Origin of the sequence: Plantactinospora endophytica, assembly GCF_016862915.1 — a bacterium.
GTDB lineage: Bacteria > Actinomycetota > Actinomycetes > Mycobacteriales > Micromonosporaceae > Plantactinospora > Plantactinospora endophytica.
Genome location: NZ_BONW01000012.1, coordinates 1 through 20,591 on the forward strand (window position 1 = coordinate 1; position 20,591 = coordinate 20,591).

The 20,591-nt window shown below is 71.5% G+C and carries 19 protein-coding genes and 1 pseudogene; 15 read left to right on the top strand and 5 right to left on the bottom strand.

What is annotated here, in order from left to right:
* Window positions 1-66 precede the first annotated feature (66 nt).
* Window positions 67-1,023, bottom strand: a pseudogene (locus Pen02_RS12110) (RecB family exonuclease); the annotation flags it as partial.
* Between the two features lie 136 nt (window positions 1,024-1,159).
* Between Pen02_RS12110 and Pen02_RS12115 the strand changes: the two are divergent.
* The 8 genes from Pen02_RS12115 to prcA all read left to right on the top strand — a co-directional run bounded on the left by Pen02_RS12115 (window position 1,160) and on the right by prcA (window position 10,415).
* Window positions 1,160-2,314 (top strand): M50 family metallopeptidase, encoded by a 1,155-nt coding sequence (locus Pen02_RS12115; protein WP_372445602.1) that lies wholly within the window; start codon window positions 1,160-1,162, stop codon window positions 2,312-2,314.
* Window positions 2,311-3,261 (top strand): tRNA (adenine-N1)-methyltransferase, encoded by a 951-nt coding sequence (locus Pen02_RS12120; protein ID WP_203866090.1) that lies wholly within the window; start codon window positions 2,311-2,313, stop codon window positions 3,259-3,261. The genes Pen02_RS12115 and Pen02_RS12120 overlap by 4 nt, the downstream gene beginning before the upstream one ends.
* 164 nt (window positions 3,262-3,425) lie before the next feature.
* The gene (locus Pen02_RS12125) at window positions 3,426-3,998 is read left to right on the top strand and encodes a hypothetical protein (protein WP_203866091.1); all 573 of its coding nucleotides are present in this window, start codon (window positions 3,426-3,428) and stop codon (window positions 3,996-3,998) included.
* Window positions 3,999-4,475: 477 nt separating this feature from the next.
* Window positions 4,476-6,257 carry a proteasome ATPase gene (arc, locus tag Pen02_RS12130; RefSeq protein WP_203866092.1) on the top strand — a complete coding sequence of 594 codons (1,782 nt, stop codon included), beginning with the start codon at window positions 4,476-4,478 and terminating at the stop codon, window positions 6,255-6,257.
* 281 nt (window positions 6,258-6,538) lie between these two features.
* The gene (gene dop / locus Pen02_RS12135; RefSeq protein WP_372445603.1) at window positions 6,539-8,056 is read left to right on the top strand and encodes a depupylase/deamidase Dop; all 1,518 of its coding nucleotides are present in this window, start codon (window positions 6,539-6,541) and stop codon (window positions 8,054-8,056) included.
* Window positions 8,057-8,152: 96 nt separating this feature from the next.
* Entirely contained in the window at window positions 8,153-8,368 is a 216-nt protein-coding gene (locus tag Pen02_RS12140; RefSeq protein WP_101366062.1) for a ubiquitin-like protein Pup, read from the top strand.
* 285 nt (window positions 8,369-8,653) lie between these two features.
* On the top strand, window positions 8,654-9,493 hold the full coding sequence (gene prcB, locus Pen02_RS12145) for a proteasome subunit beta (protein ID WP_203866093.1): 840 nt from the start codon (window positions 8,654-8,656) through the stop codon (window positions 9,491-9,493).
* A 61-nt stretch (window positions 9,494-9,554) separates the two neighbouring features.
* Window positions 9,555-10,415, top strand: coding sequence for a proteasome subunit alpha (gene prcA / locus Pen02_RS12150; protein ID WP_203866094.1), 861 nt, complete (start codon window positions 9,555-9,557; stop codon window positions 10,413-10,415).
* 202 nt (window positions 10,416-10,617) lie between these two features.
* Here the strand turns inward: prcA and rfbD are convergent, their stop codons facing one another.
* Together rfbD and rfbB are read right to left on the bottom strand one after the other, a co-directional pair.
* Complete coding sequence (gene rfbD, locus Pen02_RS12155) at window positions 10,618-11,592, bottom strand: dTDP-4-dehydrorhamnose reductase (RefSeq protein ID WP_275413569.1); 975 nt, start codon at window positions 11,590-11,592, stop codon at window positions 10,618-10,620.
* Window positions 11,589-12,605: a dTDP-glucose 4,6-dehydratase gene (gene rfbB / locus Pen02_RS12160; protein ID WP_203866095.1), complete on the bottom strand. Its 1,017-nt coding sequence runs from the start codon at window positions 12,603-12,605 to the stop codon at window positions 11,589-11,591. The genes rfbD and rfbB overlap by 4 nt, the downstream gene beginning before the upstream one ends.
* A gap of 96 nt (window positions 12,606-12,701) precedes the next feature.
* Between rfbB and rfbA the strand changes: the two genes are divergently transcribed.
* The 3 genes from rfbA to Pen02_RS12175 all read left to right on the top strand — a co-directional run bounded on the left by rfbA (window position 12,702) and on the right by Pen02_RS12175 (window position 15,314).
* A complete protein-coding gene (rfbA, locus tag Pen02_RS12165; protein ID WP_203866096.1) occupies window positions 12,702-13,574 on the top strand; it encodes a glucose-1-phosphate thymidylyltransferase RfbA in 873 nt (290 codons plus the stop codon).
* A 114-nt stretch (window positions 13,575-13,688) separates the two neighbouring features.
* Window positions 13,689-15,047, top strand: coding sequence for a Pup--protein ligase (gene pafA, locus Pen02_RS12170; RefSeq protein ID WP_203866097.1), 1,359 nt, complete (start codon window positions 13,689-13,691; stop codon window positions 15,045-15,047).
* Between the two features lie 60 nt (window positions 15,048-15,107).
* Entirely contained in the window at window positions 15,108-15,314 is a 207-nt protein-coding gene (locus tag Pen02_RS12175) for a hypothetical protein (protein WP_203866098.1), read from the top strand.
* A gap of 198 nt (window positions 15,315-15,512) precedes the next feature.
* On the opposite strand, the gene Pen02_RS12180 is transcribed toward Pen02_RS12175, so the two are convergent.
* Window positions 15,513-16,595, bottom strand: coding sequence for a DUF3866 family protein (locus Pen02_RS12180; RefSeq protein WP_203866099.1), 1,083 nt, complete (start codon window positions 16,593-16,595; stop codon window positions 15,513-15,515).
* Window positions 16,596-16,613: 18 nt separating this feature from the next.
* Window positions 16,614-17,546, bottom strand: a complete 933-nt coding sequence (locus Pen02_RS12185) for a cation diffusion facilitator family transporter (protein WP_203866100.1) — start codon at window positions 17,544-17,546, stop codon at window positions 16,614-16,616.
* Between the two features lie 103 nt (window positions 17,547-17,649).
* On the opposite strand from Pen02_RS12185, the gene Pen02_RS12190 reads away from it, so the two are divergent.
* The 4 genes from Pen02_RS12190 (at window position 17,650) to tatA (ending at window position 20,583) form a co-directional block, all read left to right on the top strand.
* A complete protein-coding gene (locus Pen02_RS12190; protein WP_203866101.1) occupies window positions 17,650-18,651 on the top strand; it encodes a helix-turn-helix transcriptional regulator in 1,002 nt (333 codons plus the stop codon).
* Window positions 18,652-18,707: 56 nt separating this feature from the next.
* On the top strand, window positions 18,708-19,799 hold the full coding sequence (locus Pen02_RS12195) for a helix-turn-helix transcriptional regulator (protein ID WP_203866102.1): 1,092 nt from the start codon (window positions 18,708-18,710) through the stop codon (window positions 19,797-19,799).
* Window positions 19,800-19,809: 10 nt separating this feature from the next.
* Entirely contained in the window at window positions 19,810-20,064 is a 255-nt protein-coding gene (locus Pen02_RS12200; RefSeq protein ID WP_203866103.1) for a hypothetical protein, read from the top strand.
* A 219-nt stretch (window positions 20,065-20,283) separates the two neighbouring features.
* Window positions 20,284-20,583, top strand: a complete 300-nt coding sequence (tatA, locus tag Pen02_RS12205; RefSeq protein ID WP_203866104.1) for a Sec-independent protein translocase subunit TatA — start codon at window positions 20,284-20,286, stop codon at window positions 20,581-20,583.
* Window positions 20,584-20,591: the final 8 nt, after the last annotated feature.

Here is a 20,591-nt window from a genome sequence, read left to right on the forward strand (position 1 = left end):
CCTCGGAGCCGGAGCCGGAGCCGGAGCCGGAGCCGGAGCCGGAGCCGGAGCCGGAGCCGGAGCCGGAGCCGGAGCCGGAGCCGGAGCCGACCGGGCGCCGGGCCGGGACGGTGGCGGGATCTGGACCGGGGCCGTCGGGTCGGCCGAGGCGGTCGGCTCGGGAAACGGCGGGGGAGTTCCACCGAAGGTCGGGCAGTGCGCCTGGTGGCTGCACCAGTCGCAGAGCCGGCTCGGCTTGGGCCGGAAGTCGCGGGCCCGGGTGGCCTGCTCGATGGCCCGCCAGAGCGCCAGCACCGTACGCTCGAACCGGACCAGTTCCTCGGCGTCGGGCGTGTAGTCGCACACCTCGGCGTCCTTCAGGTAGAGCAGGCGCAGCACCCTGGGCACCACGCCCCGGGTACGCCACAGCACCAGGGCGTAGAACTTGAGCTGGAACAACGCCCGAGCCTCGAACGCCTCGCGGGGCGCCCCGCCGGTCTTGTAGTCGACCACCCGCAGCGCGCCGTCCGGGGAGACGTCCAGCCGGTCGATGTAGCCCCGGATCAGCAACTGGTCGTCCACCACCGTGGACACCAGGCTCTCCCGCTCGGCCGGCTCCAGCCGGCGCGGATCCTCGACCGTGAAGTAGCCGTCGAGCAGGTCGCGGGCCGAGGCCAGGAACTCGACCGGGCCGGCAAGGTCGCCGGTGGTGAAGATCTCGGCCAGCTCCGCCTGCTCGGCCACCAGCCGGTCCCACTGCGGCGCCACCAGGTCGCCGGCGGCGGCCGGGGTCCGCTGCTCGGCCGGCAGGTCGAAGAGGCGCTCCAGCACCGCGTGCACCAGCGTGCCCCGGGCCTGTTCGAGGCTCGGACGCTCCGGCAACCGGTCGATGCTGCGGAACCGGTAGAGCAGGGGACAGGTCTTGAAGTCGGCCGCCCGCGACGGTGACAGCGAGGCGGTGACCTGCACCGAGGGTGTGCTTCCGGCCGGGCTCTCCGCCGGGCCACCCGGGGCTGTCTGCGATGTCACCGTCTCCGCCGTCATGTCCGGAAGGCTATGTCACGGGTACGACCGAACCCGGCCCACCCGCCCCGCCATGCGTACCCGTGCCGATCATCCGCGGCCGCCACGGCTGAACCGGCGGGTTCCACCGGGCGGGATGTTCCGTAGCATCGGACCGATGGAGGAAAACTCGCGACCGCGGCGCGGTACGCCCCGGCGGCCCGGCCTCACCATCGGTCGGGTCTTCGGCGTCCCGGTCTACCTCAACCCCTCCATGCTGCTGCTGGTGGCCCTGATCACCGTCATGTACGGCGAGTTCGTCCGGCAACAGCTCGAGTTGTCGCAGCTCACCGGCTATCTCGTCGGGCTCGGTTTCGTGGTCCTGCTGCTCGTCTCGGTGCTGCTGCACGAGCTGGGGCACGCGTTGACCGCCCGTCGGCACGGGATCGGCGTCCGGGGCATCACCCTCGAACTGCTCGGCGGCTACACCGAGATGGAGCGGGACGCGCCGAGCCCTCGGGTGGACCTGTTCGTCTCGCTGGCCGGTCCGGCGGTCTCCCTGGTGCTCGGGCTGGTGGGGGTCGGCGCCACGCTCGCCCTGCCGGACGGCACCCTGGCCAACCAGTTCGCCTTCCAACTCGCCGCCAGCAACGTGCTGGTCGCGCTCTTCAACATCCTGCCCGGACTGCCGCTGGACGGCGGTCGGGCGCTGCGGGCCGGGGTCTGGGCGCTCACCCGGGACCGGCACCTGGCCACCGAGGTGGCCGGCTGGTTCGGCCGGGGCGTCGCGATCGTGACCGCCGTGCTCTTCACCCTGCTGACCTGGCTGGGCGGGCTGCCGTGGCTGGGGCTGGCCCTGGTGCTGCTGGTCGCGTTCACCCTCTGGCAGGGTGCCGGCCAGACGATCCGGGCGGCCCGGATCAGCCGGCGGTTCCCGCTCATCGACCTGGCCCGGCTGGCCCGACCGGTCTTCTCGGTGCCCACCGGCACGCCGCTGGCCGAGGCGCAGCGTCGCGGTGCGGACGCCGGAGCGCCCGGCTCGGCGCTGGGCGTGGCGGACTCGTCCGGCCGGCTGGTGGCGCTGGTGGACCGGACCGCCGCCGAGGCCGTACCCGTGGAGCGCCGGCCCTGGGTGGCGGTGGACGCGGTGGCCCGGGGCGTGGACGGGGTGCCGAGCCTCGCCGTCGGGCTCGGCGGGGAGCAGGTGGTGAACGCCGTGCAGGCCCACCCGGGCGCGCAGTATCTGGTGACGTCAGGCGAAGATGTGGTCGGCGTTCTGCATATCGCCGACCTGGCGCAGCTCCTGGAGCCGAAACGGAAGATGACTCAGTGACCGCACAGCCCACCGCCGTTCCCGCCGCCCCGCCCGCACCGGTGCCGGCCCACCGAGGCCCGTTCCGCCCCGGTGACCGGGTCCAACTCACCGATCCGAAGGGGCGGATGCACACGATCACACTGGAACCCGGGCGGTCGTTCCACACCCATCGCGGCGCGCTCGAACACGACGCGTTGATCGGGTTGCCGGACGGAAGTGTGATCACCTCGACCGGTGGTACGGCCTACCTGGCGCTGCGCCCACTGCTCGCCGACTACGTCCTCTCCATGCCGCGCGGCGCCCAGGTGATCTATCCCAAGGACGCGGCCCAGATCGTCGCGATGGGGGACATCTTTCCGGGCGCCAAGGTGCTGGAGGCCGGCGTCGGTTCCGGCGCGTTGACCTGTTCGCTGCTCCGTGCCGTCGGCCCGGACGGCGAACTGCACTCGTACGAACTGCGCGAGGACTTTTCCGAAATCGCTCGCAGAAATGTGGAATCCTTCTTCGGTGGACCGCATCCGGCCTGGAATCTCCGGGTAGGCGACGTGGCAGACTGCCAGGAGTCTGGTTTCGACCGGATCATTCTTGACCTCCTCACCCCCTGGGAGGCGCTCGACATGGTCGAACGCGCACTGGTGCCGGGCGGGGTCTTCATCGGCTACGTCGCCACCACGCCGCAGCTCTCCGAGTTGGTCGAGGCGCTGCGCGAGCGCGGCGGGTTCACCGAGCCACGGGCCTGGGAGTCGCTGGTCCGGGACTGGCACGCGGACGGGCTCGCCGTACGCCCGGACCACCGCATGATCGCGCACACCGCCTTTCTCGTCTCCAGCCGCCGGCTGGCGCCCGGGGTCACCGCGCCGCCGCGCCGCCGCAAGCCGAGCAAGGGCGCCGAGGCGTACGCGCTGCGCCGGCAGGCCCAGGCACGGCAGGAGGCCGAGGCGACCGCCGGGAGGGCTGCGGAATGACCCTTTCCCGCCGGAGTCGACGCATCAGCGGGCGTGCCGAGCACGGCGAGGAGAACGAATGAGCGAGCGAAGCGAGCGGGTCGGCCAGCTCGGTGCGGATGTGCCTGATGGCGGCGCGGAGCGTAGTGGAGTGCCGGCATGAGTGACCGTGCCGGGGTGCCGGCATGAGCCGGCCGGCGTTCGGCGGGGGAGACCTGCCGGCCGTGTTCCCGGACTGGTCGCCGTACCAGGACCTGGAGTCGGCCGCCCGGGCGTACCTGCGCGATCCGGACGTCGCGATGGAGGCGCTGACCGGGGTGCTCAAGGGTGCCTCGGTGCTCGGCTTCACCCTGGAGCGCTTCGTCAACGAGGTGAACGGGGTCTGGCAGGAGGTCGCGATCTGCGACGGCAGCCGGCTGATCCTCTGGCACGGCGAGGACGTGCCGCCGGACGACGGGCCGGCCGGCTCGATGACGTCGTCGTTGCGGGTGGTGCCGGTCTCCACGGTCAGCGAGGTCGGCTGCCGCCGACGGTTGAGCCGTACCCCGACCGGCCAGATCCGGGTCGACAGCATCGACGTCTACCTGCTGCTCAGCTCGCTCGACGAGGGCGTGCCCGGCGACGAGGCGCACGTACCGCCCCGGCACGACGCGCTGCGGTTCGGCAAGACGCTCGACGACGGCGGTGCGGGGCAGATCGCCCGGTTGGAGGAGTTCGCCCGGCTGGTCGCCTCGGTCGTCGGCCGTCCGACCCTCTGAGCCGGCCGCTGCCGGAGTACGTCCCGGTCCCGCCCGCCGTGTCCCGGAAGCGGCCCGGCCAACCGGTTTTCGGGTTTCCCGGAATCCGTGTCCGGTCGCGCCGTCTTCCGCTGGCGGATTCCGGGAATCGCGCACCGCACGCCGGATCCGTCCGGTGGTCGGCCGCGACGTCTGGCGGCGCCGCGAGGCTGCTCGTGCGTGGCTCGGGTAGGTGCCGCGAGCGGGCCGGCCGCAGGCACGGAGTTCCTGGTCAGACGGGCTTTGTGGGGTGCCGGTGCGGGGTCGGTGCCGCCGCCTGGCGCGGGCGCGGGAAGCCCGTCCGGCACGCCGCGACGGTACCCGGATCCGGCGGCGCCGGCCCGTCCGGTCGTTGACGAAGTGATCAAGGTTCGGCGACGAGGGTGTTGCGTGGAACCGAATCAGCGTCATAGCGGTTAGTGTTAGGGCAGAACGTTCAAGCCCCCGGGGAGGTGGGACGTGGCACGCAGCGACGACGCGGACTCGCGCGCCGCACGGTGGGAGAAGGAGGCCCACGATCTCTCCACCCAGGTCGCGTTTCTTCAAGAGGAACTCGCTCTGGTGCGGCGCAAGTTGACCGAAAGCCCTCGACACGTCCGGCAGCTTGAGGAACGGCTGGCGGCGACACAGGCGCAGCTGGCTCGACTCACGGAGAACAACGAGCGGCTCGTGAACACCCTCAAGGAGGCACGCGCCCAGATCGTCACCCTCAAGGAAGAGATTGACCGGCTGGCGCAACCGCCCAGCGGTTATGGTGTCTTCCTGGCTCGGCACGACGACGGTACGGTCGACGTCTTCACCGGCGGCCGCAAGCTCCGGGTGGCGGTGTCACCCTCGCTCGACGTCGCGGAGCTGCGGCGTGGGCAGGAGGTCCTGCTCAACGACGCGCTCAACATCGTCGACGCGTTCGGCTACGAGCGGGTCGGCGAGGTCGTCATGCTCAAGGAGGTGCTGGACAGCCCCTCCGGCGGCGCGGGCGACCGGGCGCTGGTGATCTCCCATGCCGACGAGGAGCGGATCGTCCACCTCGCGGAGACCCTGATCGGCGCGCCGTTGCGGGCCGGTGACTCGCTCATGATCGAGCCCCGCTCGGCGTACGCGTACGAGCGGATCCCGAAGAGCGAGGTCGAGGAGCTGGTCCTGGAGGAGGTGCCGGACGTCGACTACGGCGACATCGGTGGCCTACAGGCCCAGATCGAGCAGATCCGGGACGCCGTCGAGTTGCCGTTCCTGCACGCCGACCTCTTCCGCGAGCACCAGCTCCGGCCGCCGAAGGGCATCCTGCTCTACGGTCCGCCCGGGTGCGGCAAGACGCTGATCGCCAAGGCGGTGGCCAACTCGCTGGCCAAGAAGATCGCCGAGCGGCGGGGCGAGGAGAAGCACACCAGCTTCTTCCTCAACATCAAGGGCCCGGAACTGCTCAACAAGTACGTCGGCGAGACCGAGCGGCACATCCGGCTGATCTTCCAGCGGGCTCGGGAGAAGGCCGGTGAGGGCACTCCGGTCATCGTGTTCTTCGACGAGATGGACTCGGTGTTCCGAACCCGGGGCTCCGGGGTCTCCTCCGACGTGGAGAACACCATCGTTCCGCAGTTGCTGAGCGAGATCGACGGTGTCGAGGGCCTGGAGAACGTGATCGTGATCGGTGCCTCCAACCGGGAGGACATGATCGACCCGGCGATCCTCCGCCCCGGCCGACTCGACGTGAAGATCAAGATCGAGCGGCCGGACGCCGAGGCGGCCCGGGACATCTTCTCCAAGTACATCCTCACCGGCCTGCCGCTGCACGCGGACGACCTGATCGAGCACGGCAACGACCCGCAGTCGACGGTCGCGGCCATGATCGAGGCGGTCGTGCTGCGGATGTACTCGGAGACCGAGGAGAACCGCTTCCTCGAGGTCACCTACGCCAACGGGGACAAGGAAGTCCTCTACTTCAAGGACTTCAACTCCGGTGCGATGATCCAGAACATCGTCGACCGGGGCAAGAAGATGGCGATCAAGGAGTTCCTCTCCTCCGGGCGCAAGGGGCTGCGGTTGCAGCACCTGCTCGACGCCTGCGTCGACGAGTTCCGGGAGAACGAGGACCTGCCCAACACCACGAATCCCGACGACTGGGCCCGGATCTCCGGCAAGAAGGGGGAGCGGATCGTCTACATCCGTACCCTCGTCTCCGGTGGCAAGGGCGCGGAGGCCGGCCGGTCCATCGAGACCGCGAGCAACACCGGTCAATACCTGTAACCTGCGACGGCATCTGTGGGCGCCGCGATCGCGGCGCCCACAGTGCTGTGCGGGCCGACACCGCACGCTCGGAATTACCGACACCGAATCGGGCGAAGGGGCGATGAAGGCGTACCGTGGCCGTGTCGACACGCCGGGCGAACAATCCGGCGACGGCGCGGACTAGGCTCAACACATGGGTAAGCGGAGCGAGGCGGCGGCATGAGCGAGCGTAGCGAGCGAATCATCAGGCTCAGGGTGGTTGTGCCTCATGGCGGCGCCGAGCGGAGCGAGGCGGCGGCATGAGTGTTCGGCGGATCATGGGCACCGAGGTGGAGTACGGCATCTCCGTGCCGGGCCAGGCCGGAGCCAACCCGATGGTGACCTCGTCGCAGGTGGTGAACGCCTACGGCGCCCGTCCGGAGCTGGCTCGGGGTGGTCGGGCCCGCTGGGACTACGAGGAGGAGTCCCCGCTGCGGGACGCCCGGGGTTTCACCTACTCCGGTGCCGCGTACGACCCGGCGGAGGCGCTGGCCGACGAGGACCTCGGGCTGGCCAACGTGATACTGACCAACGGTGCCCGGCTCTACGTCGACCACGCCCACCCGGAGTACTCGACTCCCGAGGTGACCAACCCGCTGGACCTGGTCCGCTGGGACAAGGCCGGCGAGCGGGTGATGGCCGAGGCGTCCCGACGGGCCGCCACCATCCCGGGCACCCACCCGATCCACCTCTACAAGAACAACACCGACAACAAGGGTGCCAGCTACGGCTCGCACGAGAACTACCTGATGCGCCGGCAGACCCCGTTCGCCGACATCGTCGCCTACCTCACGCCGTTCTTCGTGACCCGGCAGATCGTCTGCGGCGCCGGGCGGGTCGGTATCGGGCAGGACGGTTCGCAGCCCGGCTTCCAGATCTCCCAGCGGGCCGACTTCTTCGAGGTCGAGGTCGGCCTGGAGACGACCCTGAAGCGGCCGATCATCAACACCCGGGACGAGCCGCACGCGGACGCCGACAAATACCGCCGCCTGCACGTCATCATCGGCGACGCCAACCTGTCGGAGATCTCCACCTACCTCAAGGTGGGTACCACCGCGCTGGTGCTCACGATGATCGAGGAGAAGGCGCTCACCCCGGACCTGGCCATCGCCGACCCGGTGGGCGAGCTGAAGGCAGTCAGCCACGACCCGTCGCTGACGCATCGGATCCGGCTGCGCGACGGCCGCCGGCTGACCGCGCTCGACCTCCAGTGGGCGTACTTCGAGCGGATCCGTTCCTTTGTGGACGAGCGGTACGGCGACGACCTCGACCACGACACCGCCGACGTGCTCGAACGCTGGGAGGGCGTACTCGACCGGCTGGGCCGGGACCCGATGCTCTGTGCCGGTGAGCTGGACTGGGTGGCGAAGCTGCGGCTGCTGGAGGGCTACCGGGAGCGGGAGAAGCTCGGCTGGGCCTCGCACAAGCTGCAACTGGTGGACCTGCAGTATTCCGACGTACGCCCGGAAAAGGGCCTCTACCACCGGCTGGTGAGCCGGGGCTCGATGGCGACGCTGCTGCCCGAGGAGCTGACCCGCTCGGCGATGACCGAGCCGCCGGAGGACACCCGCGCCTACTTCCGGGGCCGCTGCCTCGCCCAGTACGCCTCGGAGGTGGTGGCGGCGAGCTGGGACTCGGTCATCTTCGACGTCGGCCGGGAGTCGTTGGTGCGGGTGCCGATGATGGAGCCCGAGCGGGGTACCCGCAAGCACGTCGGGGCGCTGTTCGACCGGTGCGCGAGCGCCAAGGACCTGCTGGAGACGATCACCGGTGGCTGACGCCGGTCCGCACGCCGCCGGCAGCGGCGGTGCCGGAGGATTCGTCGTCCATCCGAGGTAAGTTTTCCCCAGGCGATCGTGGAGGAGGCAGCAGATATGGCTACCCGTGACACCGGCGGTCAGTCGCAGTCCGGCAAGGCACGCCGGGACGAGGAGGTCGACGAGGTCGCGACCGAGGCGAACCCGGAGGTCGCCGAGCGGCACGCGGAGATCACCGAGGACGTCGACGACCTGCTGGACGAGATCGACTCGGTACTCGAGGAGAACGCCGAGGAGTTCGTCCGGGGCTACGTCCAGAAGGGCGGACAGTAGCCGTACCCCGACCGGGTCGTGCGTGGGTCCGCCCACGCCGAACCGGGCGCGGTGCGAGGTGGTGGGCCGCGACGACCGCACCGGCACGGCGGTGGCCGGGCGGTGCGCCGCCGCGACACGCCGGAGCCGGAACGGCGCCGGGAGTGGCGCAACACGACGACGACGATCATCGCACCGGGGAGATCCGGGGGATACTCTGCTTCAACCGCAACGGTGGCCTCGCCCGGTTCCCGCGCTGACGCGGGGGATCCGGGCGACGTGATGAGACAGGCTGAGAGGGAGCACGTGGCAGCGGCTTTTGATCCATCCGGGCGTCTACCAGACGTGTTCCTCAACGTGGGGACATCGTCGTTCACGCAGTTCCTGAGCACGGCGGCCCCCGACCTGCTGCCCGGTCGCCGGCCGCTGCCGCCCGGGTCCGCCAGCGCCCTCGCCCCGCACGCCACCACCATCGTCGCGCTGACCACCGCCGACGGGGTGGTGATGGCCGGCGACCGGCGCGGGACCATGGGCAACCTGATCTCCAGCCGCGACATCCGCAAGGTGCACCCGGCCGACGAGTACTCGCTGGTCGGCTTCGCCGGCACGGCGGGGATCGCGCTGGAGATGGTGCGGTTGTTCCAGGTGGAGCTGGAGCACTACGAGAAGATCGAGGGAGCGATGCTCTCCCTCGACGGTAAGGCCAACCGGCTGGCCGCGATGATCCGGGGCAACCTCGGCGCGGCGATGCAGGGGCTCGCGGTCATCCCACTCTTCGCCGGCTTCGACCTGGCCGCCACCGACCCGGCCCGGGCCGGCCGGATCTTCAGCTTCGACGTGGCCGGCGGTCCGTACGAGGAGACCGGCTACGACGGCATCGGCTCGGGTTCGCTGTTCGCGAAGGCGGCCCTGAAGAAGCGGTACCGCCCCGGGCTGAGCGCCGACGAGGCCATCCGGATCGCCGTCGAGGCCCTCTACGACGCCGCCGACGACGACAGCGCCACCGGCGGTCCCGACCTGAGCCGCCGGATCTACCCGGTGGTGATGACGGCGACCGCGGAGGGCACCAACCGGCTTCCCGACGCCGAGGCGGCTGCCGTCGCCGAAGCGGTGGTCGCCGCCCGGATGGAGAACCCGGGCGGCTGACCCGCCCCGCAGCACCGCCAACCCGCCGTCGCCAGCAGAACCGGTTAGGAGAACCGCCGCCGTGGCCATGCAGTTCTACGCCTCACCCGAGCAGATCATGCGCGACCGCTCGGAGCTGGCCCGCAAGGGCATCGCGCGCGGCCGGAGCGCCGTGACGCTCAGCTACGAGGGCGGGGTGCTCTTCGTGGCGGAGAACCTCTCCAGCGCCCTGCACAAGGTCAGCGAGATCTACGACCGGATCGCCTTCGCGGCGGTCGGCCGCTACAACGAGTTCGAGAACCTGCGCCGCGCAGGGGTCCGGATGGCCGACACGATCGGGCTCAGCTTCGACCGGCGGGACGTCACCGGCCGGGCGCTGGCGAACGCGTACGCCCAGACGTTGGGGGCGATCTTCACCGAGCAGTCCAAGCCGTTCGAGGTGGAGATCTGCGTCGCCGAGGTGGGCAGCACCCCGGAGGCGGACGAGCTCTACCGGATCACCTACGACGGTTCGGTCAACGACGAGCCCGGCCGGATGGCGATGGGCGGTCAGGCGGAAGCGGTCACCGGGGCACTGCGCGAGGAGCACCGGCTCGACATGTCGCTCAACGACGCGGTCCGGCTGGCCGTACGGGCACTGGGCAGCGTCGGTGGCGAGGGTGGTGCGCCCCGGACCATCGCGGCCAGCCAGCTCGAGGTGGCGATCCTGGACCGGCGGCGGGTCGGGCGTACCTTCCGCCGGATCACCGGTGCCGCCCTGGTCACGCTGCTCAACGGTGCGCCGGCCACGGCCGACGGCGGCGAGGCGGCCCCGGCCGACCCGAAGCCCCCGGCTCCGGGTCCGGACAAGCCGGCCGAGTCCGCCGGCTCGGCGGACCTGGAGGGCAAGGAGAAGCCGACCGGCGGCGGCAAGTCCGGCAACGGCAAGGACAAGCCGAAGTAACCGCGGCCAGTCCGGGGAGGGCTCCGACTGCCGCGCCTGGCGAGACGGGTCGATCTGGGCGAGATGGTCGGGGGACCGCTCCGGTTGTCGCGCCTGGCGAGACGGGTCGATCTGGGTGGGATGGTCGGGGGACCGCTCCGGTTGTCGCGCCTGGGGAGATGGGGCGGTCACCTGCCTTGGGTGCGTCCTGCTTTCCGAGCCGCTACCGCGAGCCGGTCGGGAGCCGGAAGTCGGGGGAGCGGCCCGGGGCGGGGATGCCGGGACCGGAGGTCAGGGTGCCGTCCGGTTGTAGTGCGTCGACGAGCATCGCGTGCCAGTCCGCCATCGGTGGCAGTCCGGCCCTGGCCCACCCGGCGTGGCCCAGCACGCTGTAGCCGGGCCGGCGGGCCGGACGGGGGAACCGGTCGCTGCTGGTGGGGCGGATCCGGTCCGGATCGAGCCCGGCCCGGGCGAACACGGCGCGGGCCAGGCCGTACCAGGTGGTCTGGCCGGCGGCGGTGCCGTGGTAGATCCCGGCCGGGGCGGTGCCGGCGAGCGCGGCGGCACCGAGGTCGGCCAGCCGCTCGGCGAGCGCGTACGACCACGTCGGCTGTCCGAGTTGGTCGTCCACCACGTCCAGGTGCGGGCGGTCGGCGGCCAGCCGGAGCATGGTGGCGACGAAGTTGGGGCCGTGTGCGCCGTACAGCCACGCGGTGCGTACCAGGTAGCCGGTCTCCGGGAGCAGTCGGGCCACGGCGAGGTCCCCGACCAGCTTGCTGCGCCCGTACGCGTTGACCGGGGCGGTCGGGGCGTCCTCGGGATAGGGCCGGTCGGCGTCGCCCGGGAAGACGTAGTCGGTCGAGACGTGCAGCAGCCGTGCACCGGCCTCGGCACAGGCGTCGGCGAGGTTCGCCACCCCGGTGCCGTTCACCGCCGTGGCGGCCGCCTCCTGCTGCTCCGCCCCGTCCACATCGGTCCACGCGGCGGCGTTCACCACGATCCGGTGGCCGCGTACCGCCGCCCGGACGGCGGCCGGCTCGGTCAGGTCGAGGTCGGCCCGGGTGGCGCCGGTGACCTGCCCGGCGTACCGGGCGGAGAGCACGGTCACCAGGTCCCGGCCGAGCATCCCGCCGGCCCCGGTGACCAGCCAGGTCGGCTGCTCGGTGGAGCACGGCTCGGTGGGCTGCGGGGCGGTCACGGAAGCACCGTCCCGGGTCGCCCGGTCTGTTCGGCGCGCAGTCGTGTCTTCAGCGGCTCCCACCAGGCGCGGTTCTCCCGGTACCAGGTGACCGTCTCGGCGAGCCCACGGTCCAGGCCGATCCTGGGCGCGTACCCGAGTTCTTCGCTGATCTTGGTGATGTCGAGCGAGTAGCGGCGGTCGTGCCCCGGCCGGTCGGCGACCGGGGTGACCCGGTCCCAGCCGGCGCCGCAGGCGGCGAGCAACCTGGTGGTCAGCTCGCGGTTGGTCAGCTCGGTGCCGCCGCCGATGTGGTAGACCTCGCCCGGTCGCCCCTTGTCCTGCACCAGGGCGATCCCGACGCAGTGGTCGTGCACGTGCAACCAGTCCCGGACGTTGCCGCCGTCGCCGTAGAGCGGCACGGTGCCGCCGTCGAGCAGGTTGGTGACGAAGAGCGGGATCACCTTCTCCGGGAACTGGTACGGACCGTAGTTGTTGGAGCAGCGGGTCAGCACCACGTCCATCCCGTAGGTGCGGTGGTAGGCCAGCGCGAGCAGATCGGAGCCGGCCTTCGCCGCCGAGTACGGCGAGTTCGGCGCCAGCGGCGTCGCCTCGGTCCAGGAACCCTCCTCGATCGAGCCGTAGACCTCGTCCGTGGAGACGTGCACGAACCGGCCGGTCCGGTGCCGCAGCGCCGCCTCCAGCAGGGTCTGCGTGCCGAGCACGTTGGTGGTGACGAACGGCGCCGCCTCGTGGATGGAGCGGTCGACGTGGGACTCGGCGGCGAAGTGCACGATCACGTCGTGCCCGGGGGTCACCTCGTCGACCACGGCCGGGTCGCAGATGTCGCCGACCACCACCCGGAGCCGGGGATCGTCGCGTACCGGGTCGAGGTTGGCCAGGTTGCCGGAGTAGGTGAGCTTGTCCAGCACCGTGACGGCGCTCGGCGCGAGCCGGGGACCGGTGCCGGTCAGCAACATGCGTACGTATTCAGAACCGATAAATCCGGCTCCACCGGTCACCAGGATCCTCATGATTCGGGAAGTTTACGCGCCGGCCGGTATCAGCGGAGTATCGAAGCTGTCGGGGAATTGACTTTCGCACGCGCCGACCCCCGGTAACCTGCGCGAATGCGCGGAATCCTGCTGGCGGGCGGTACCGGATCGCGGCTGTGGCCGATCACCCAGGCCGTCTCGAAACAGCTCATGCCGATTTTCGACAAACCGATGGTCTATTACCCGCTGTCCACGTTGGTCATGGCGGGAATACGGGAAATTCTCATCATCACCACGCCCGGCGATCAGGCGCAGTTTCGGCAACTGCTGGGTGACGGCTCCCAGTGGGGCCTCCGGCTGGCGTACGTCGCACAGCCGAGCCCGGACGGAATTGCCCAGGCATTCCTGCTCGGCGAGGAGTTCCTGGCCGGTGATTCGGTCGCGCTGATCCTCGGCGACAACATCTTCTACGGCGCTGGCCTCGGCCGGAGCCTGGCCCGCAACGGCGACCCGGACGGCGGTCGGATCTTCGCCTATCCGGTGGCGAACTGCGAGGGTTACGGAATTGTCGAGTTCGACTCCGACGGGCGGGCGTTGTCGATCGAGGAGAAGCCGGAGAAACCCAAGTCGCGGTACGCGGTCCCGGGCCTCTACTTCTACGCCAACGACGTGGTGGAGATCGCGAAGAGGCTGACCCCGAGCGAGCGGGGCGAGCTGGAGATCACCGCCGTCAACCAGACCTACCTGGAGGCGGGCCGGCTCCAGGTCACCGCGCTGGACCGGGGTACCGCCTGGCTGGACACCGGCACCTTCACCTCGCTGGTCCAGGCCGGCGAGTTCGTCCGGGTGATCGAGGAGCGGCAGGGCCTCAAGGTGGGCTGCATCGAGGAGGTGGTCTGGCGCAGTGGGCTGATCTCCGACGAGCAGCTCCGCGAGCTGGCCGGGCCGCTGTGTCGGAGCGGCTACGGCGAGTACCTCTTCGGCATCCTGGAGGATCCCGGCCGGTGACCGGCCCGGCCCGGCCGCCCGGCGGAGCTCCCGGACGAGCCGCGACCCGGGTTCCCGCACAACGCGACGGCCCGACAGTGACCAACCCGGGCCTCGGGCGACTAATCTCCAAGCATGGAGCGGCGAATCTTCGGCCTTGAAACCGAGTACGGTGTCACCTGCACCTACCGCGGCCAACGGCGGCTGTCCCCGGACGAGGTCGCCCGTTACCTCTTCCGCCGGGTGGTTTCCTGGGGACGCTCGAGCAACGTGTTCCTGCGCAACGGCGCCCGGCTCTATCTCGACGTCGGCTCCCACCCGGAGTACGCCACCCCGGAGTGCGACTCGGTCTCCGACCTGGTCGCGCACGACCGGGCCGGTGAGCGGATCTTGGAGGGCCTGCTGGTCGACGCCGAGAAGCGACTGCACGACGAGGGCATCGCGGGCGAGATCTACCTGTTCAAGAACAACACCGACTCGGCCGGCAACTCGTACGGCTGCCACGAGAACTACCTGGTGTCCCGGCACGGCGAGTTCGGCCGGCTGGCCGACGTGCTGATCCCGTTCCTGGTGACCAGGCAGCTCATCTGCGGGGCGGGCAAGGTGTTGCAGACCCCGCGCGGTGCCGTCTACTGCCTGTCCCAGCGGGCCGAGCACATCTGGGAGGGCGTCTCCTCGGCGACCACCCGGAGCCGGCCGATCATCAACACCCGGGACGAGCCGCACGCCGACGCCGAGCGGTACCGGCGGCTGCACGTGATCGTCGGCGACTCGAACATGAACGAGGTCACCACCCTGCTCAAGGTGGGCAGCGCCGACATCGTGCTGCGGATGATCGAGGCCGGGGTGGTGATGCGCGACCTGTCGCTGGAGAACCCGATCCGGGCGATCCGGGAGGTGTCGCACGACATCACCGGGCGGCGGAAGGTCCGGCTGGCCTCGAACAAGGAGATCAGCGCGCTGGAGATCCAGCAGGAGTACCTGGCCAAGGCGACCGAGTTCGTCGAGCGGCGGGGCGGGGACCAGACCGCGAAGCGGGTGGTCGAGCTCTGGGGCCGGGTGCTGAACGCGGTGGAGAGCGGCAACCTGGACCCGGTCTCCCGGGAGATCGACTGGGTGACCAAGCTCCAGCTCATCGAGCGGTACCAGCGCAAGAACGACCTGCCGCTGTCGCACCCCCGGATCGCCCAGATGGACCTGGCGTACCACGACCTGCGCCGGGGACGCGGCCTCTACGGGCTGCTGGAGCGGCGCAAGCAGGTGGACCGGATCGCCACCGACCCGGAGATTTTCGAGGCGAAGGAGACCCCGCCGCAGACCACCCGGGCCCGGCTGCGCGGCGAGTTCATCCGGCACGCCCAGGAGAAGCGCCGGGACTTCACCGTCGACTGGGTGCACCTGAAGCTGAACGACCAGGCCCAGCGCACGGTGCTCTGCAAGGACCCGTTCCGGGCGTACGACGAGCGGGTCGAGCGGTTGATCGCCAGCATGTGAGGCGGCATTCCGGCGGGGGCGCCGATCACCGGATGAACATTCGTTAGGCTGACCCCCGCTATGACGCATCCAGACGGTCGGAACGACGACGACGAGCACCGCCGCCCCGAGCTGATCCGGCAGAACCGGGTCGAGCGGCGGCGGGCGAAGATCCGGGAGGAGATCGAGCGCAACCGCCGGGGTGAGTACAGCGTGCCCACCTGGGTGCTCACGCTCGCGCTCGTCCTGGTCGTCGGCGGCTGGCTGGCGCTGGTCTTCCTGAGCTGACCCGACGCTCGTCCTGCGCTGACGCTCGTCCTGCTCTGAGTTCTTCCCGTACTGACGTTCGTCGTGGCGGACGTGCGTCGCGGGCCGTGTCGACGCCGCCCCGACCAGAGCTAGCGGCCGACTCTCCCAGATCGCTCTGGCGGGCGCCGTCCGACCAGATACGGACCGTGCGCCGGGGCCTGCGGCGCGGGCCCGGGGTCAGCGCAGGCTGGCGGCGTGCCGGCCGGCGGCGGCGGCGGTGAGGAAGTAGGCGTGCTCCTCGGCCAGCCCCCGGCCCATCGTCGAGAGCGGCACCGGAGTGGCCCGCAGCGCCTCGTCCAGCCCGTGCACCGGCACCCGGACGATCCGGTGCCGCCGGGCCAGCCGGGCCAGCGCGGGCTCGACCAGCGCCGCCAGCTCCGACGGCAGCTCGGCCGGCAGCACCAGGTCGGCGGCGGCCAGCGCGACCCGGCCGTACGCGGTGACGCTGTGGTGGGACAGCCCCCGGTGCCGTTCCCGCGCGTCGGCGCCGGAGATCCGCAGCGAGCCGACCGGCCGACCGCCGAGGGCGGCGACCGCGTTGACCGCCTCGCCGACCGCCACCCCGGAGAAACCCCATCGGGTACCGGTGCCGAGGTTGCCCGGCCCCTGCGCCACGATCGCCACGTCGGCCCCGAGCACGTGCCGGGCGGCCAGCAGCCCGCTGTGCAGGTTGGTGGCCTCCAGGTCGCCGCCGAACGCCTGCCCGACGGTGACCGTGCCGGCGAGTGCGCCGCGCAGCCCGGCCAGGCTCCGGGAGAACCAGGCCGGCAGCGCCCCGCCGTCGGTCATCAGGTACGCGATCCGGGCGTCGGGCGCGTCGGCCCGGACCCCGGCGACGATCGCCGGCAGCGCGGAGTGCAGGTCGGCGGTGACCACCGGCAGCCCGTCGAGGTCGTCGGCGTCGACCAGGGCCGCCCGGTGCGGGGACGCCTCCTCGTCGACGCCGAGCAGGATCGGTTGCAGCGGGGTGTAGCGGGCCTTGACCAGATGCCCGGCGTCGCGGGTGTCGACCGTCTCCGGCGGGTCCGGCGGCAGCCGGTCCGGCAGCGCCACCACCAGCGCGTACCCGCCGGTGCCGAGTCCCATCAGCAGCGCGCCGACGTTGAGCAGTACCCGGTCGCCGGGCTCGGGGGTGCCGACGAGTTCCGGGTACGCCAGTGCGCGTACCGGCGTGCCGTCGGACTGCCGGACGTCGAGTTCGACGGCACCGTGCCAGCTCCGCCGGACCGCCGTGACCGTGCCGGACCGCCATCGCACCATGGCCGGCAGGGTAACCGGCTAGGGCCGACCGGTCCGGGTCGGGTCGAGGAAGACGTACCGGACGTGCGGGAAGCGGGCGACCAGCCGGCGTTCGGCCTCCTCGGCGCCGGCCTCGATGTCCGCCCCGGTCGCCTCGTCCCGGAAGTCGACCTTGGCCGCCACCAGGATGTCGTCCGGACCGAGGTGCATGGTGAGCAGGGTGTCGACCCGGTCCACCGTCGGCAGCGCGGAGAGTTCCCGGTGGATCTCGTCGTGCATCGGCGGCGGTACCGCCCGGCCGACCAGCAGCGAGATGTTGCTCCGGGCCAGCGTGGTGGCGACCACCAGCAGCAGTACCCCGATCACGATCGAGGCCAGCCCGTCCCAGACCTCGCTGCCGGTGAACTGGGACAGCCCGAGGCCGGCGGCGGCGATCGAGATCCCGACCAGTGCGGCGCTGTCCTCCAGGAAGACCGCCTTGACGGTGGTGTCGGCGGTGCCGCGCAGGAAACGGGCCGGACTGATGCCGCGCTCCCGGGACGCCCGCCGGATCTGCCGGACCGCCCGGGCCAGCGACACCGTCTCGATCAGGAACGAGATCGCCAGCACGAGATAGGAGACCAGGAACTCCCCGGTGTGCTCGCCACCACGTACCGTGTTGACGCCGTGCGTGATGGAGAAGCCGGCGCCGACCACGAAGGTGAAGATCGCGGCGATGAACGCCCAGACGTAGCTCTCCTTGCCGTACCCGAACGGGTGCTCGACGTCGGCGGGCCGGGAGCCCCGGCGCAGCGCGGTGAAGAGCAGCACCTCGGTGGTGGTGTCGGCGACCGAGTGGGCGCCCTCGGAGAGCATCGCGGCGGAGCCGGAGATGAGCCCGGCGGCCACCTTGGCCACCGCGATCGCCAGGTTGGCCACCCCGGCGACCACGACGGTGAGGAGGCTTTCCGAGGTGCCGCCGCGTTCGGCCATACCGCCAGCCTAGGAGGCCGCCGGGGGCCGGCGGCGGCGGACCGCCCGGCCCGGGGTGCTGCGGGTACCCGGTTCGTGATCCGACACTGCTAGCGTCTGTGTCGTGTCGCGGACCCGTACCGAACGCCTGGTCAACCTGGTGATCTGTTTGCTGTCCACCCGACGGTTCCTGACCGCCGCGCAGATCGCCGCGACCGTGCCGGGCTATGAGCATGATCCGGACGACCCACGTGACCACGAGGCGTTCCAGCGCAAGTTCGAGCGGGACAAGGCCGAGCTGCGTGAACTGGGCGTGCCGCTGGAGACCGGCACGGCCAGCGCCTTCGACGCCGAGCCGGGCTACCGGATCGCACACCGCGAGTACGCGCTGCCGGACATCCCGCTGGAGCCGGACGAGGCGGCGGCGGTGGGCATCGCCGCCCGGCTCTGGCGGCACGCCGGGCTGGCCCAGGCGGCCTCCTCCGGGCTGGCCAAGTTGCGGGCCGCCGGGGTCGACGTCGATCCGCAGGCCACCCTCGGGATGGAGCCGGTGGTCACCGTCGACCCGGCGTTCGCGCCGCTGACCGCGGCGGCCCGGGATCGGCGTACGGTCGCCTTCGACTACCGGGTACCGGACGGCGACGCCCCGACCAGCCGCCGCCTGCAACCGTGGGGCGTGGTCTGCTGGCGCGCCCGGTGGTACGTCGTCGGCCACGACCTCGACCGGGACGCCGCCCGCTGTTTCCGGCTCTCCCGGATCGTCGGCGGGGCCGTCCGGCTGCTCGGCAAGCCCGGCGCGTTCACCCCGCCGGTCGGCGTCGACCTGATCAGCCACGTCGCCCGGTTCTCCGGTCCGGTGGAGCGTTCCGGCCGGGCTACCGTGCTGGCCCGTTCGGGGCGGGCCGCCGGACTGCGCCGATGGGCCCACGAGGTGACCAGCGGGCCGGACGGCGACCGCCTGGTCCTGCCGTACGCGGACGCCGAGTCGCTGGCCGGTAGGCTCGTCGGCTACGGTCCCGATGTCCGGGTGCTCGACCCGCCGGAGGTCCGTGACGCCGTCATCCAGCGGCTCAAGGAGATCACCGCCCGGCACGACGAACTGGCCGCCGCCCGGACGTCGGGGTAACGCGGAGCGGACCGGGCGCGGGGGCGCCCGGGAACTGACCAGAGGGGGGAGCCGGCGTGACTCGTCCGGCGCAACGGTCCGGCGGCGCTGCGCGGACCTCGGCCGACCGGCTGGCCCGGCTGCTTAACCTGGTGCCTTACCTGTTGGCCAGGCCGGGGATCGAGCTGTCCGAGGCGGCGGCCGACCTCGGGGTGACCGAGCGGCAGCTCCGCGAGGACTTGGAACTGCTCTGGGTGTGCGGGCTGCCCGGGTACGGGCCGGGCGATCTGATCGACATGGCGTTCGACGGCGACCGGGTCACCATCACCTACGACGCGGGGATCGACCGCCCGCTGCGGCTCACCCCGGACGAGGCGATGGCGCTGGTGGTCGCGCTGCGGATGCTCGCCGAGACGCCGGGGATGGCCAACCGGGACGCGATCGAGCGGGCCCTCGCCAAGATCGAGAACGCGGCCGGCGAACTCGCCGACGCCCCGGTCGCGGTCCGGATGCCCGGGGACAGCGACCGGGTGGCGGCGTTGCGCGGGGCGGTGCAGCGGGGCCGGGCACTCCGGATCACCTACTACGCCGCGACCCGGGACGAGACGACCGAACGCACTGTCGACCCGATCCGGGTGCTGATGGTCGGCGGGCTGGCCTACCTCGAGGCCTGGTGCCGGCGGGCGGAGTCGATGCGGCTGTTCCGGGCCGACCGGATCGACGCCATGGTCGAACTCGACGAGCCGGCGGCGCCACCACCGCAGGCGCGGCTGCACGACGTGAGCGCCGGCATCTTCCGCCCCGACCAGGACCTGCCGCTGGTGACGCTGCGGGTCGGTCGGTCCAGCCGGTGGATCACCGAGTACTACCCGTGCGAGCGGGTCGAGCCGGATCCCGGCGACGCTGCCGGGGACACCGGCCGGGAGTGGCTGGTCGCGTTGCGGGTCACCGACCTGGGCTGGGCCCGCCGGTTCGTGCTCGGGCTCGGACCGGACGTCACCGTGGTCGCCCCGCCGGAACTCGCCGAACAGGTACGCGACCGGGCCGCCGCCGCCCTCGACGCGTACGCCAACCTGCCGCCGGACGGCGCACCGGAGCCGGGCGCCCCGCGCTCCGGCGCCGAACTGGTCGGGGGCGCCGGTCCGGCGACTCCGACCGGAAGCCACTAGGCTGACCGACGTGGTGAAGTGGATCGTGCTCGCGGCCGTCCTGTTCGGGCTGCTGGTGCTCGGGCTGGCCGTCCGCCGGGTGCTGACCCGGCTGCCACGGCTGCAACGGGCCGCCCTGGCCCTACAGGACCGCCAGCAGCAGGCCGAAGACCTCCAACGGGTGGCGCTGACCGTGCAGGACCGGGCCGAGGCCATGCAGCAGCAGGTCGAGACGCTTCAACAGCGGCTCGTGCTGATCCGCACCAAACGCGGCGGCGACGACTAGCCTGTCGGGCCGGCGGCGACGAGTGACCCCTGGCGCGGCGGCACAGAACAGCCCTGGTCAGGCCCGTTGACCGCATGGTTGACGGACGTCCCGCGTTGGTCAAGACTTCACCCGCTGGCCGGAAAGTCACCAGCCTGGCGGGTGGCACTCCTACCCGACGCACGTACGATGGGCCAGGACACACCCCTTTGCTGGACAAAACATCGAACTGGAGCTTCCATGGGCGCGCTCAAGCCGTGGCACATCTTCGTACTCGTGGCTGTGCTGGTCCTGCTGTTCGGCGCGAAGCGCCTTCCGGACGCGGCCCGCTCGCTCGGTCGCTCGCTGCGGATCATCAAGGCCGAGACCAAGAGCCTCTCCGAGGACGACAAGGACCTGGCCGAGAAGGCCGACGCGCAGGCGGGCCGCCAGCCGCTGCCGGGTGACTCGACGGTCCACCCGACCAGCGTGCACCAGCCCGGTTACCAGCCGCCCGCGCCGCCGGTCAACGACCCGGTGCAGCGCGTCCGCGACAACTGACCGGAGCC